Source organism: Candidatus Delongbacteria bacterium, assembly GCA_020634015.1.
Classification (GTDB): domain Bacteria; phylum CAIWAD01; class CAIWAD01; order CAIWAD01; family CAIWAD01; genus JACKCN01.
In genome coordinates this window covers 311,896-325,517 of sequence record JACKCN010000005.1, presented here as the reverse complement: position 1 = coordinate 325,517, position 13,622 = coordinate 311,896, and the positions used below count along the sequence as shown (strand labels likewise).

11 protein-coding genes are annotated in these 13,622 nt (G+C 61.7%); 4 read left to right on the top strand and 7 right to left on the bottom strand.

Features of this window, described 5'->3' with window-relative positions:
• The first annotated feature begins 18 nt into the window (after positions 1-18).
• From metG to H6678_11480, 3 genes are all read left to right on the top strand, one after another.
• A complete protein-coding gene (gene metG / locus H6678_11490; GenBank protein MCB9474425.1) occupies positions 19-1,950 on the top strand; it encodes a methionine--tRNA ligase in 1,932 nt (643 codons plus the stop codon).
• A gap of 34 nt (positions 1,951-1,984) precedes the next feature.
• Entirely contained in the window at positions 1,985-4,699 is a 2,715-nt protein-coding gene (locus H6678_11485) for a response regulator (GenBank protein ID MCB9474424.1), read from the top strand.
• 110 nt (positions 4,700-4,809) lie between these two features.
• Positions 4,810-5,031: a hypothetical protein gene (locus tag H6678_11480; GenBank protein MCB9474423.1), complete on the top strand. Its 222-nt coding sequence runs from the start codon at positions 4,810-4,812 to the stop codon at positions 5,029-5,031.
• A gap of 58 nt (positions 5,032-5,089) precedes the next feature.
• On the opposite strand, the gene lon is transcribed toward H6678_11480, so the two are convergent.
• The 6 genes from lon to H6678_11450 all read right to left on the bottom strand — a co-directional run bounded on the left by lon (position 5,090) and on the right by H6678_11450 (position 12,105).
• The gene (lon, locus tag H6678_11475; GenBank protein ID MCB9474422.1) at positions 5,090-7,462 is read right to left on the bottom strand and encodes an endopeptidase La; all 2,373 of its coding nucleotides are present in this window, start codon (positions 7,460-7,462) and stop codon (positions 5,090-5,092) included.
• Entirely contained in the window at positions 7,459-7,905 is a 447-nt protein-coding gene (locus H6678_11470; GenBank protein MCB9474421.1) for an Hsp20/alpha crystallin family protein, read from the bottom strand. The genes lon and H6678_11470 overlap by 4 nt, the downstream gene beginning before the upstream one ends.
• A 26-nt stretch (positions 7,906-7,931) precedes the next feature.
• Positions 7,932-8,807 carry an HDOD domain-containing protein gene (locus tag H6678_11465; protein ID MCB9474420.1) on the bottom strand — a complete coding sequence of 292 codons (876 nt, stop codon included), beginning with the start codon at positions 8,805-8,807 and terminating at the stop codon, positions 7,932-7,934.
• A gap of 18 nt (positions 8,808-8,825) precedes the next feature.
• Complete coding sequence (locus H6678_11460) at positions 8,826-9,278, bottom strand: response regulator (protein ID MCB9474419.1); 453 nt, start codon at positions 9,276-9,278, stop codon at positions 8,826-8,828.
• Positions 9,279-9,289: 11 nt separating this feature from the next.
• Positions 9,290-10,501, bottom strand: a complete 1,212-nt coding sequence (locus H6678_11455; protein MCB9474418.1) for a response regulator — start codon at positions 10,499-10,501, stop codon at positions 9,290-9,292.
• Between the two features lie 206 nt (positions 10,502-10,707).
• Positions 10,708-12,105: a sigma-54-dependent Fis family transcriptional regulator gene (locus H6678_11450; GenBank protein MCB9474417.1), complete on the bottom strand. Its 1,398-nt coding sequence runs from the start codon at positions 12,103-12,105 to the stop codon at positions 10,708-10,710.
• A 106-nt stretch (positions 12,106-12,211) separates the two neighbouring features.
• On the opposite strand from H6678_11450, the gene H6678_11445 reads away from it, so the two are divergent.
• The gene (locus H6678_11445) at positions 12,212-12,532 is read left to right on the top strand and encodes a hypothetical protein (protein ID MCB9474416.1); all 321 of its coding nucleotides are present in this window, start codon (positions 12,212-12,214) and stop codon (positions 12,530-12,532) included.
• Positions 12,533-12,606: 74 nt separating this feature from the next.
• Here H6678_11445 and H6678_11440 read toward each other — a convergent pair whose 3' ends face one another.
• A complete protein-coding gene (locus tag H6678_11440) occupies positions 12,607-13,437 on the bottom strand; it encodes a J domain-containing protein (GenBank protein ID MCB9474415.1) in 831 nt (276 codons plus the stop codon).
• Positions 13,438-13,622: the final 185 nt, after the last annotated feature.

The window sequence follows — 13,622 nt, the reverse complement described above, 5'->3', positions numbered from 1 at the left end:
CCAGAACACGGAATCATCATGAACCGCTTCTACATCACCACCCCGATCTACTATGTGAACTCGGACCTGCATCTGGGACACGCCTACACCACGGTCCTGGCCGATGTCTTTTCGCGCTACCACCGCCTGATGGGACACGAGACGCATTTTCTGACGGGAACCGACGAACACGGCCAGAAAGTGCTCGAGGCCTCCAACCGCCTCGGTGTCAGCCCACGCGAACACTGCGACGAGATGTCGGCGCGCTTCAAGGCTCTCTGGAGCCGGCTGAACGTGCGCCAGGACCGCTTCATCCGCACCACCGACGCGGACCATGTAGCCCTGGTGACCCGCTGTCTGCAGCAACTGCATGATCAGGGCCACCTGTACACCCAGGACTACGAAGGCTGGTACGACGTCAAGAGCGAACGGTTCTTCACCGAGAAGGATCTGGTGGACGGCCGCAGCCCCGATGGCAACGAGGTGGTGAAGCTGCGCGAGAAGAACTGGTTCTTCCGCATGTCCGCATTCCAGCAGTGGCTCGTGGATCACATCCAGGCCAATCCGGAATTCATCCAGCCCGAACAGCGTCGCAACGAGGTGCTGGGTTTTCTGCGTCAGCCTCTGCAGGACCTGTGCATCAGTCGTCCCAAGAGCCGCATGGACTGGGGAATCGAACTGCCCTTCGACCGGGAGTACGTGTGTTATGTCTGGGTCGATGCGCTGCTGAACTACGTCACCGGCAGCGGCCCCGAGTCCCGCAGCGAGGTGGCCGGCGAATGGTGGCCGGCCAGCACACACCTGATCGGCAAGGACATTCTCACCACCCACTGCGTGTATTGGCCCACCCTGCTGCGCGCCCTGGGACTGGAGCAGCCTCGCTCGCTGCTGATCCACGGCTGGTGGCTGGTGGACAACCAGAAGATGTCCAAGTCCGAAGGCAACGTGGTGAATCCGCTGAGCCTGATCGATCACATCGGGGTGGACGCCTTCCGTTTCTTCCTGATCCGCGAAATGGCACCCTGGAACGACACCAGCTTCAGTTTCGAAAGCATCGTCAAGCGCCTGAACACCGATCTGGCCAACGATCTGGGCAATCTGCTCTCCCGCGTGACAAACCTTGCCGCCAAGTCGCTGGAGGGGCGTCTGCCCGCCGCCAGTGGCCAGAGCACCGGGCTGCGTGACTTCTTCACCAGCCGTGTGTCCCATTGGCCCAGACAGGTTGAGAGCAACAATCTCCACGGTCTGCTGGAAGACGTGTTCGTGATGATCCGCGAGGCCAACCGCCAGATGGAACTGCACGCGCCCTGGAAAGTCCTGCGCAGCGACCCGGCCTCCGCCGCGGCCATGCTCGCCGACACGGCGGAAACACTGCGGCTGGCGGCCCTGCTGCTGGAACCGGTGATGCCCGGACTCTCCCGCGAAATCCTGGCCCGTCTGGGTGTGGAAACCGAGCCGGCGGTCGAGCTGCTGGACTGGCGCGAGGATCGCCCCTTCACGGTGAGCCACGGGGATCCCGTGTTCCCCCGAATCGACACCGATGCCTTCCTGGCCGCGCTGGGTGTCGCCCCCGCGCCCGCCGTGCCTGCGGTACCCGCCAAGCCCGGGAAACCCGCCAAGCCGGCGGCTGCGGAAGCGGCGGAAGAGGACGGGCTGATCACATTCGAACACTTCGGCAAGGCACAACTGCTTGCCGCGCGCATTCTCGAAGCCGACCGCGTGGAAGGAGCCGACCGCCTGCTGCGCCTGAAAATCGACACGGGCAGTGACACGCGCCAGATCGTCGCGGGAATCGCCCTGTTCTACACGCCCGACGAGCTGGTGGGGCGGATGATCTGCGTGGTGGCCAATCTCAAGCCGGCCGTGATCCGGGGCATCGAAAGCCGGGGCATGCTGCTGGCGGCCAAATCCCCGGGATCCCTCGTGCTGGTGAATCCTGGCGATGTGCCACCGGGCGCTTCCATCGGCTGAACTGACGACGCATACGAGCACAAGGCAGGTCTTCATGGCCCTGGAGTTGAACCAGCTCCTGCACAACAACTTCATGCAGCGCTTCAGAGGGCGGCTGCTGCTGTGCCCAATGCTGCCGCCCGGAGCGGGCCCCGATCGTCTGGCCAACGACGCCTGGCGTGAAAGCACCGGTCTGTCGGAATCGGAACTGGCCGAGCTTCCGCTGGATCAACTGGTCAAGCCCATCCCCAGCGAGGACGGCGAGTGCCGGTTGTCCGTGCGTGTCGCGGGCAACAAGTGGACCCAGCTGGTCTGTCAGGTCCGCTGTTACCAGGACTGGCGCGAAATCATTCTGCCCTACCGTGCCGATGGCAGCCTGGGCCCTTCGGAGCTGGCCGCACGCCTGGGCGCGATCCTGCGCATCACCACAGAACTGCGCAAGCATGGCAACGACGAAGCGATCATCGAGGAAATCGGTCGCGCCTGCCAGCAGATCACGCGCTCCAATCGAACCACGATCTTCATCGTCAATGGCGATGGCTCGCTGAGCCCGATCTTCACCGATGACATCGAATACGGTGACACGATCATGGCCATGCGGGTTCCCGCGGGCACCGGTCTGACCGGTCATGTGATCCAGCATGGTCGTGCTCTCATCGAGAATGACGTGCTTCATTCCCCCCTGACCCTGCAGATTCCCGGCACCCCGGTGATGGATGAGGCACTGCTGAGTGTGCCACTTGTCAGTGGGGAACGCGTCCTGGGGGCGCTGACCCTCACCCGGGATGCAAGTCAGCCTTTCAGTCAGGTGGACCTGGAAATCATGAGCATCATGGCCAGCCAGGTCACCGACATCCTGGCCGAACAGGAGCTGATTGAGAAGCTGGCGGCCAGCGAAGCCAAGTTCCGCAGCCTGGTCGAAAACGCGGAAGTTGGCCTGTTCCGGCTGGATCTCGATGGTCGCCTGCTCGAGATCAATCCCTGGGCCCATCGACTGCTCAGCATTCCCGCGGACGAGGTTCCCCAGCTGCAGGACATCTGGGGCAGTGAGGACGCACACCATCGCTTCATGCAACGGCTTCGCGAAGAGACACACGTGAGCAGTTTCGAGTGCCGCTCCCTGAGCCGAGATGGGCGACTGCTGGAGCTGCAGTTCAGTGGGCGGCTGTTCCGGGATCTGGGCACCATCGAAGGTGTGATGCACGACCTGACCCGGCAGAAGCGCCACGAGCAGGAAAGCCGCGACCGGCTCGGTTTCCTCGAAAACTTCATCAGCCAGAGCCCCCAGGCGCTGCTGGTGGTCAAACCCGACGGCAGTCTGGAGCACGTGAATCGCAGTTTCGAGAAGCTCTTCGGCCTCGAACGTCGTACGCTCATGCTGGACAGCGCCGGCATGTCCCCGGCCGACCGGCTGTGTTCGCTGATCCCCGGACTGGTGGAACACTGGACGGCCGCGCTGGGTGGACAGACCCACACGGTGGACGCGCAAAGCGTCGAGATCCGCCTTGACAAGGGCCCCAGCCGCGAGCTGCATCTTGCATTCACCGTGTTCCCGATCCACAACCAGATCGGAAACCTGACCGAAGTGGTCTTCCTGTTCCAGGACATCACACGCCGTTTCGAGCTGCAGCGCCAACTGGTGCGCGCCCAGAAGCTGGAATCGATCGGCAGCCTGGCGGGTGGTTTCGCTCACGACTTCAAGAACATCCTGGCCAGCATTCTGGGCAATGCCCAGTTCATCAAGCAGCGTTTTGCCGAGGACCCTGAGCTGCAGCGCATCGGTGATACCATCGAACGCGCCACGGGCAAGGCCGACAATCTGACCCGCCAGTTGCTGGGCATGTCCCGCGAGGGCACCGAACAACGGCGCAGGATGAATCTGAACACACTTGTGGAAGATACGCTCCAGCTGCTGGGACGAGGCGTTCCCAAGCGAATCCACCTGCACACCGAACTGGCTTCCGACCTGCCCATGGTGATGGCCGACAGCGAACAGCTCGAGCAGGTACTGCTGAATCTGGTGCTGAACTCGGCGGATGCGATCGCGGAAGAGGGCCAGATCCACATTTCCACACGGGTTCGACGGCTGGACCCGGACGCCGCTGCCGATGACAAACCGGGCAAGCACTTCGTGGAACTGGAAGTTCGTGATACGGGTTGCGGAATCCCGACCGACCTGCAGGTCAAGATCTTTGACCCTTTCTTCACCACCAAGTCCGACGGCAAGGGTACGGGACTGGGGCTCGCCATGGTCGATGGCATCGTGCGTGCGCACGGTGGCCGGGTCGAACTCGCCAGCCGCCCCAATGTGGGCACGCGCTTCAGGATCCTGCTTCCCGTGTGTGAGAATCCGTCGGAATCGGCTCAATCCGACCGCGAGATCCACGGCGGCCTTCTCCCGGGCACCGAGCACATTCTGGTGGTGGATGACGAGGATGTGATCCGCGACATGATTCTCCGGATCCTCGAGAATCTGGGTTACAAGGCCGTGGCCTGCAGTACGGGTCACGATGCCCTGGAGTACTTCTCCACACACCGCGACGAGGTGGACCTGGTCATTCTGGACATGATGATGCCGGAAATGAGTGGACTGGAAGTCCACGAACGCCTGGTCGCACTCAAACCTTCCGTGCGGATTCTGGTCTGCTCCGGTTACAGCGACCAGGACAGCAGCGCTCTGCTGAACATGCCCGCGATCCATGGATTCCTGCAGAAGCCCTTCTCGATCAGCGCCTTCTCCCAGAACCTGCGCCGCATCCTGGACGCCTGAGCCCCGGCGTCGTGACCATTCCCAACCAAGCTGCAACCCCGACCGAAAACCGGGCATTCTGCACCCGATTTTCCACGCCATTTCTGGCGATTCAGCTTTGAATCCAGCAGGTGTCCGACGAGGTAGCGGACGAGGTGGTGGACGAGGTAGCGGACGAAGTGGTGGACGCGGTGGTGGACGAGGTAGCGGACGAGGTGGTGGACGAGGTAGCGGACGAGGTGGTGGACGAGGCGGTGGACGAGGTGACGGTCGATGGAACCGTCGTGGCGTGGGAAGAGGTGTCGGTCGTTGGAACCGTCGTGGCGTGGGAGATCTTGACCGTCACCCCATGAGAGCAAACCGGGGAACCATCATGGCTCCCCGGTTCGAACGTGTGATGCAAGAAAGGAGTCAGTTCACGAGTGCCGCGTGGACCTGTTCCGGGTTGCCTGCCAGGGCCATTGCCAGAACCTCGTCGATGTGATCCACCAGAATGATGTCCAGATTCTCGCGCACTTCGGCGGGAATCTCGGCCAGATCCTTGCCATTGTCGCGGGGGGCCAGAATGGTCTTGACTCCCGCACGGTGAGCGGCCATCACCTTTTCGCGCAGGCCTCCGATGGCCAGCACACGCCCTCGCAGGCTGACTTCGCCGGTCATCGCAAGGTCGTGCCGGACGGGGCAGCCGGTCATCAGCGAAACCAGGCTGGTGACGATCGTGATCCCGGCGCTGGGTCCATCCTTGGGCGTGGCACCCTCGGGGAAGTGGATGTGCACATCCTTCTCGGTGAAGAGACTGGAGGCGATGCCAAGATCCGCCGCGTTGGCACGGATGTACGACAGGGCCAGCTCGGCGCTCTCGCGCATCACTTCACCCAGGCTTCCGGTCAGTTTCAGCACACCCTTTCCGGGCATCAGCGTGCTCTCGATGAACAGAATCGCGCCGCCAACCGGCGACCAGGCCAGACCTGTGGACACACCCACTTCGGGGATCCGGTTGGCCACTTCGGGGATCACCCGGTCGGGCCCGAGGATTTCGCGGGCCTTGGCCGAATTGATCCGGGCTTTCACGTCCTCGCCTTCGGCCACCTTGCGCGCGATCTTGCGGCAGACCGATCCGATCCGCTGTTCAAGCTTGCGCACACCGGCCTCGCGCGTGTACTCTTCCACGATCGTGCGCAGGCCATCCAGCTGGAAGTTGGCGTGCTTGCGATTGATCCCGCAGCCCGTGATCTGCCGGGGCACCAGATACTGGCGCGCGATCTCCAGCTTCTCATTCATCAGGTAGCCGGGCAGATGGATCACCTCCATGCGGTCGCGCAGCGGCCCGGGTACACGGTCCAGTTCGTTGGCCGTGGCAATGAACATCACCTGCGACAGGTCGATGGTCAGGTTCAGGTAATGGTCCTGGAACTTGTCATTCTGGGCGGGATCCAGCACTTCCAGCATGGCCGAGGCCGGGTCACCCTTGACGTCCGAGGACATCTTGTCGATCTCGTCCAGCATGAACACGGGATTCATCGTGCCCACTTCGCGCAGTTTCTGCACGATGCGTCCCGGCAGCGAGCCCACATAGGTGCGCCGGTGTCCGCGAATCTCGCTCTCGTCGTGCACTCCACCCAGGGCGATGCGAATGAACTTGCGTCCAAGGGCGCGAGCGATCGACTGGCCCAGGCTGGTCTTGCCCACTCCGGGAGGGCCCGCGAAACACAGAATCGGGCCGTGGCTGCTCTCGGTGAGCTTGCGCACCGCCAGGAATTCGAGGATGCGCTCCTTCACCTTCTCCAGACCGTAATGATCACTGTCCAGCACGCGCGCGGCGCGTTTGAGATCGGTGTTTTCCTTCTGCGACGCCCCCCAGGGCATGTTGCAGAGCCAGTCCAGATACGTGCGTGACACGGTGAACTCGCTGGAGCTGGGGCTCATCCGGCCCAGTCGCTTCAATTCACGCTCGGCCGCCTGGAACACGTGCTCGGGCAGGTGCCCCTTGGCGATCAACTGACGCAGCTCTTCCAGTTCCACGGCCGCATCATCATCGTCGCCCAGTTCCTTGCGAATGACTTTCATCTGCTCACGGAGGTAGTGCTCCTTCTGGCTCTCCTCCATGTTGCGATTCATCTCGTCCTGGATCTTGCGCGAGAGCTCGGTAAGCTTGAGCTCCTTGTGAATCAATTCCAGTACCGTCTTGAGACGCGCGGAGTTGCTGGTCTCCTCCAGCACCTTCTGGCGGTCTTCGACGCTGAAATTGAGATTGGCGCACACCAGATCGCCCAGCTGACCGGGGTCGGTCACGCTGTGGATCGACTGTTTCAGATCATCGGAGATCCAGGAATTCTGGCTGGAGTAGTCGTCAAAACTGCGCAGCAATTCCTTGCGATAGCTCTCGGTGCGCAGGGACTGCCGCTTGTCCTCTTCCACCGCCTCCAGGCGCACGCGCACCCAGGGACTGCGTCCGGCAATGCCCTTGAACACGACACGGCGAATGCCCTGCAGCAACAGTCCCATGCTGCCATCGGGTACCGAGAACATCTTCAGCACCTGCACGGCGGTGCCGGTGGGGAAGAGTCGATTGCCGTCCTCGCCGTCCTCCTTCTTGAGGAACACGGCCATCATCCGGTTTCCGCCCAGCACATTGTGCACCATCTTGATCTGGCGGGCATCATTGATCACATAAGGAAAGATCACCCCGGGAAAGATCACCGCATCGGTCACGGCCAGCAGCGGCAGATCGGAAGGCAGCGGTCCGGGAACATCTTCAACGATCTCGTTCAACTCCTGGCTCATGCCTCTTCCTTTCCCAGATTCAGCGGCACGGGGATTCCCGCAGTGCGAGCGATGTGGATCACAAGGAAACCCTCGCTGTAGTTGGCATCAATGTCATCGGTATCGATGCCTCCCGGAAGTCGGATCCGACGCTCGAATGCGCCGTAGCTCAGTTCCATGTTGACATAGCGCTCGATCTCGGAGTTCACTGGGCAGCGCCTGGTTCCTGTGATCCACAGTTCGTCGGCGGACAGACCCAGCTTGATGTCGCTGCGGCGGATCCCGGCCAGTTCCATGATGATCGAGAAATGCTTCTCGCTCACCACCACATCCGCGGGTGGGATGAACTCGTTCGTCGGCCCCCCGGGTGTCGTACGACCATTCAGCAGTTCCTGGAAGCCCTGCTTGAGTTCGGATTGGCTTTCGCCCAGTTCCTCGATGCGCTTGCGATCGAACACGTACATGATTCCTCCAACCGGAGTGTTGCGCGCTAGTGGCCAAGTACGGCCAGCATGTCCCTGATCTCGTCACCCGCCTTGGCCGCACTCTCGAGGATCTTGAGCGGATCCAGTTCGCGCCCCGTGAGTGCCTGCATGTCTTTCCAACTGATCGTTTCCTCACTCCAGAACTGCTTTTCGGCCTGCAGTTCGGGATCCACCTCCTGATGGCTCAGCACGTCGGCGAAGGCCACCACACCCACCAGCTCGCGGTGGATGAGCGCCTCGTTGAAGCGGTGATGCGACCGGATCGTTTCACAGATCTCCGGAGGCAGGTTCCAGCGCTCGGCCAACCAGGCACCCACTTCGCAATGATCGGCTCCCAGAAGTTCCTCTTCCACTTCCCAGGCCGAACAGCCTCGACTTTCTGCAAGTTGCAGGCAGGCGGCGTACTCACGGGGGAAGACCTGGTCCAGCACGACCTTGCCGATGTCGTGCAACAGCCCCGCAGTATAGGCCGCGCCTTCGTTGTTCAGGTTGAGCACCTTGTCCAGCAGATTGGCCAGCACGGCACAGGACACCGAGTGCATCCAGAACTGCTCGCGACGGTGGGTCATGTTGGACCCGCTGCTGGCCAGGGAACTGAAGACGGACACGGTGGCCACCATCTTGTAGACTTCCTGTTCGCCAAGCAGCACAAGGGCATGGGTGACATCCCGCACCTGGCAGGGAAGTCCGTAATAGGCAGAGTTCGCCAGGCGCAGGAAACGGGCCGCCAGGCTGGGATCCCGCACGATGATGTCGGCAAGATCCGTCGCGTTGTGATCCACAGAACCCAGGCGCGACATCAGTTCCGAGAGGACCTGGGAAATGGTCGGCAGGTTGTCCACCGTCCGGAGGCGTGCGAACAGCTCATCCCGTGCAAGCATCACGGAGGTCCCCCCAGGTTAGCTGGCCAGTTTTGCCATCACATGGCTCATGACCGAGCTCAGGTCGAATGGCTTTTCCAGAAAGTCCGAGGCCTTCAGAAAGCGGGACCCGCCGGGAATCGTATCCGCCCCATGCCCGGACATGACCAGAACCGGCATGTCCGGCCACTGGTTCTTCACCTGCATCAGCAGCTGGAACCCATTCATGCGCGGCATCAGCACATCCGTGATCATCAGGGCGGGCTGATCGGTGCGGATGGAGTCCAGTGCGGCCAGCCCGTCCTCGGCCTGACTGGTCTGAAAGCCGAATTGCTTCAGCACGTCGGCCAGCATCTGGCGCACGGCGCTGTCATCGTCCACGATCAGGATTCGCTGAGGGACCGCCTCGGCTGGGGTAGCCGACTCCACTTCCAGCACTTCCTGTTGCGCGTCATTGGCTTCAGTAGGGCGTTCACGTTCATCTGACATCATTTTTGTTTCTCTCAGCTCGCGACACGGTTCAGCTTGGCACGAACCATCGCTTCCACGGTCGCCAGTTCGAAGGGCTTCTCCAGAAACTCGGCATCGTGAATCGAGTACGAGGCCATGTCCTTGGCCGCCGAATTATAGCCAGTGATCAGAATCACGGGCAGATCCGGCCAGTTGTTGCGCACTTCCATGAACAGCTGGAAGCCGTTCATGCGGGGCATGTAGATGTCCGAGATCAGCAGATCCGGCCGTTCATTCCGGATCTGATCCAGAGCGTCACGGCCATCTTCCGCTTCCATGGTCTCATAGCCGAAATGCTTGAGAAACTCGATCATCATGCTGCGCACGGCATTGTCATCATCGACCACCAGAATCCTCTTGGGACGTGGTGGCTCGGGGGGTACTTCCACCGGCTCGGTCGGAGGTTCCGGCGCGGCTTCCTGAGCAACATCCAGAAGCAGGGCCGTGATCTTGCGAAATCCCGCCTTGTCCTCAGGATACTCGATCACGCGTGTCACGAAATCCTGGGCGCGTGCCGTCCAGGCGATGCTCGCTTCCGGAGGCACGATGAAGTAGATGCGGGTCTTTGAGAAGTGGCGCGCTACGTTGCCGATGGTGGTCAGATTGGCACCCAGGCCTCGCGGGTCAATCAGGACCAGATCCGGCGTGTTGTCCAGAAAGGCTCGGCAGAGCGCGTCCACCTCGATGGCGTCATCCACGTCCACCGGATGACCCTGCAGTTGCTCATGAAAGGTGTGGCTGCGGGTGCGATCATTCAGGAACAGCAGCATGCGCAGCTTCTTGCTGCTGTCGGGGACCTTGACGCCCTCACCGGCTCCCAGCAATTGCTTGAGCAGCTTCTGAAGCTCGGACGGCGGTGTATCCGCGGGCAGGCAATGCGTCACACCAAGTCCCTTGACAAGGGCACATTCCTCACGCCATTCATGCTCTTCCCGCTCTCTGTGGGCGCTGTAGCAGATTGCCCCAAGTGTTGCCAGGGGTTTTCCGCTGCCAAGGATCACAGGCAGGATATCAAGCATCCCGTCCTTCTGGTTTCCCAGATCCAGCAGACAGATGTCCGGTGTATCACCCCAGAGTGCCGAGAGCGCGCGGGCTGGAGTATCGATGACGGTGACGAATGTGATGCCTGATTCGCGCAGCAGCATTCTTGCCTGATTGGCCAGGTTCTTGTTCTGCGTGACGATCAGGACTTTTTCAGTTCGCATGGTCAGTAAGTTTCCTGTCCAGATTTCCACGACCACAGTTGGTGCGATCGAGCCGGCACGCCGCTTCACGGTGAAGGACGCAGGTGTCGCTGTGGGTATCGGAGGATGGCGGGGAGGAATGAAGCCTGACCCAATTGACCGAATGCAAGGAAAATGAGCGCCGGGTCGCGGCAGGGCGTGGTGGCGGTCAGACTGCGGCGGGCATTCTATTGACGGAACAATGCAGGATCGATGCCGTGCTTGCGGAACTTCTGCAGCAGGTTCTTGCGGGCGATGTCCAGCCGACGGGCACAGGACGAGACGTTTCCGGCCTCCTCGCGGATCGCCAGCGCCAGCAGCTCCCGCTCGACCAGATCGCGAGCTTCGTTGAGAGTGAGAGTCCGCAGCCGCACACCAAGGGACTGAGGAGGATTCAGGGGAGAATCTCCAAAGCCAGCGGGCAGGGAATCGGGGGTGAGCTCCGGCCCCGCTCCGGAGACCAGCAGGCGCTCGATCAGGTTTTCCAGCTCGCGGATGTTTCCCGGCCAGTCGTGTTCCTTGAGACGTGCAAGAAACGCAGTGGTGGTTCGCGCGGGTGCGCAGTTCCGGCGAGTCGAGATGCGGTCGATCAGCCCGTCCACCAGCTCTTCCAGATCCTCAAGACGCTCCCTCAGAGGCGGAAGGTGAATCTCGATCACGTTCAATCTGAAGAACAGGTCCGTGCGGAACCGCCCCGCGGCCACTTCCTGCCGCAGATCACGGTTGGTGGAGCTGATCAGGCGAAAATCCACCTTCTGCACCCGGTTGGAGCCCAGGGCTTCGAATTCCCGCTCCTGCAGCACGCGCAATAGCTTGGATTGCAGGCCCAGTCGCATCTCCCCGATCTCGTCCAGCAGGATCGTGCCCCCGTTGGCATCGGCGAAGCGGCCGTGTCGCTCATGGGTAGCCCCCGTGAACGCGCCCGGCACATGGCCGAACAGTTCACTTTCGATCAGCGAGTCGGGCAGCGCGGCCAGATTGACCTTCACCAGCGGCGCGTGCCGTCTGGAACTGAAATGATGGATCAGTTCGGCCAGCAATTCCTTGCCGGTGCCGGTTTCACCCGTGATCAGCACCGAAGCGCCCGAATCGGCAATGCGTCGGATCGTGAGCTGATAGATCGACTGCATGCGCGCGTTGCGGGAGGCAGGTTCCACCCGACGCGAATGATTGAGCATCTGGCGCAACAGTTCGCCGCCATGGCGAGTGAGCTGGCGTTCCTCGGAGAGGGACTCCAGTTCCTTCTGCAGTTGGCGGTAATCGATGGGTTTCTGGATGTAGCCGTGCGCCCCCAGACGGATCGCTTCGATGGCGCTCTCGATGGTGCCGTACCCGGTGAACAGCATCACGCGCATGGCCGGATGGCTGCGCACCAGCTCGCGCAGCAGGCTCATGCCGTCCATGCGCGGCATCTGGATGTCGGACAGCACCACATCCGCCGGGTCGTCTTCAAGCAGGCTCAGCGCTTCCACGCCGTCCGCTGCGATCCGGCAGCGATGGCCCCAGCTCTGGATCAGGTCCAGCAGGATCTCGCGGATGTCGGCTTCGTCATCCACCACAAGGATGTTCAGCGGGTCAGTGGCCATGCTGAAGATTCCCCTGTCTGTCGGCGATAGTCTGTGTGGCGGTGAGCCGGAATGACTTCCGGCGCGACAGCCGCTCCAGTCCCTGGGTCATGCTCCGGAGTACGTCTTGAAGGTGCGCATCTTCGCCTGGAATCCTTATCGCTTCCATTGTTATGGCGAGCCTCTGCTGGATGAGGCGGGCCGACCGACGGGCGAGACCTGCATCTACATTGCGGATGTGTTTCCGGGATGGATGCTGCCCGGACTGATGGCGCACGAATGGACCGAACTGCACACCGGCAGCCATCGGCTGGGTGTCCTCAGCGAGCTGCTGCTGTACAACCTGCTCTGGCCCGTCTATCACCACCACTACCTCCGGATCGTGCGAGAGTATCCACTCTCGATGCGCATTTTCGAAGGGTCCGAGTCGGTTGGGTCCGAGGGGTGAAACCCGTTCCAGGACACATGCTGCAGACTTCCTGATGCCTCGCAGTGAACCGGCGATCCCCGATTCGGTTCCTCTCACTCCAGTCCCAGACTCCTGAGCAACTTGTCGGCCAGCTTGCGGGATGCACTGTCCAGAATCGCCGGCACGGTCAATTGCAGGTGGCAGACCAGGTCGCCTTCGCCGCGTTCGTGGCGGATTCCCATGCCCTTCAGCCTGATCGTCCGGCCATCCTGACTGCCCGCCGGCACCTGGATCTGCAGTCTGCGCCCGTCGGGATGCAGGAAGGACAGGGGCCCGCCCAATCCCGCACTGAGCGTGTTCCAGGGACAGATCAGATGCAGGTCTCCCTGCTCCAGCCAGCATCCGTTGGGCAGTTCCGCTTCCAGAACCACGGTCAGCCGACCGCTGGCACCGCCATGCCTGCCCGGGTAGCCCTGGCCGGGAAAGGTCAGTTCAAGCCCCGGCCAGACCTGCTCGGGCAGCTTGATGTTCAGCCGCTTGCCCAGATGCTCCAGGTTGAGAGTGATCTGCCCGCCGGCACGGAGTTGCTTGAGCGTGAGCGGCAGACGCCGCACCAGGTCACGCCCGCGCAGAGGTCGGGTTTCGGGTTGAGGAGGAGGTGGGGACGCCCCCTCGGGCGGGACTCCGCTGCCGGGGGTTTTCCAGGTCGCCCCCCGACGCTGCAGCCGGTAGCGTCGATCGTAGGCTGAACGGCGGTCCGGATCGGAGAGCACTTGGTAGGCTTCATTGAGAGCAGCGAAGCGCCTTGCGGCAAATTCATCCCCCTGATTGCGGTCGGGATGGTGCTTTTTGGCGAGTCGGCGCCACGAAGCCTTGATTTCGGCGATGGTCGCCAAAGGTTCCAGACCTAGCAGCTGATAATAGTCAACGAATTCGGCGCTCATTGGACGTCCTGCAGGGTGGAATGACCTATCCAGGGACGGCTATCGGCTGGTTCACGGGGCCAATCCATGGGGAAAATTTTGCATCCAACTGATTTTCAATTGGTTACAAGCGTTTTCACCGCAAAGCTGTTACGCGAAGGTAACACCCCACTTGGGCGATTCCGAGCTGACCTGTCATTCCTTGG

What these genes read in the sequence shown, in the direction of transcription:
- H6678_11485 (MCB9474424.1), top strand. Translation starts at nt 1,985, where the DNA reads ATGGCCCTGGAGTTGAACCAGCTCCTGCACAACAACTTCATGCAGCGC.
- H6678_11455 (MCB9474418.1), bottom strand. Translation starts at nt 10,501, where the DNA reads ATGCGAACTGAAAAAGTCCTGATCGTCACGCAGAACAAGAACCTGGCC.
- lon (MCB9474422.1), bottom strand. Translation starts at nt 7,462, where the DNA reads ATGAGCCAGGAGTTGAACGAGATCGTTGAAGATGTTCCCGGACCGCTG.
- H6678_11450 (MCB9474417.1), bottom strand. Translation starts at nt 12,105, where the DNA reads ATGGCCACTGACCCGCTGAACATCCTTGTGGTGGATGACGAAGCCGAC.
- H6678_11465 (MCB9474420.1), bottom strand. Translation starts at nt 8,807, where the DNA reads ATGCTTGCACGGGATGAGCTGTTCGCACGCCTCCGGACGGTGGACAAC.
- H6678_11440 (MCB9474415.1), bottom strand. Translation starts at nt 13,437, where the DNA reads ATGAGCGCCGAATTCGTTGACTATTATCAGCTGCTAGGTCTGGAACCT.
- H6678_11470 (MCB9474421.1), bottom strand. Translation starts at nt 7,905, where the DNA reads ATGTACGTGTTCGATCGCAAGCGCATCGAGGAACTGGGCGAAAGCCAA.
- H6678_11460 (MCB9474419.1), bottom strand. Translation starts at nt 9,278, where the DNA reads ATGATGTCAGATGAACGTGAACGCCCTACTGAAGCCAATGACGCGCAA.
- metG (MCB9474425.1), top strand. Translation starts at nt 19, where the DNA reads ATGAACCGCTTCTACATCACCACCCCGATCTACTATGTGAACTCGGAC.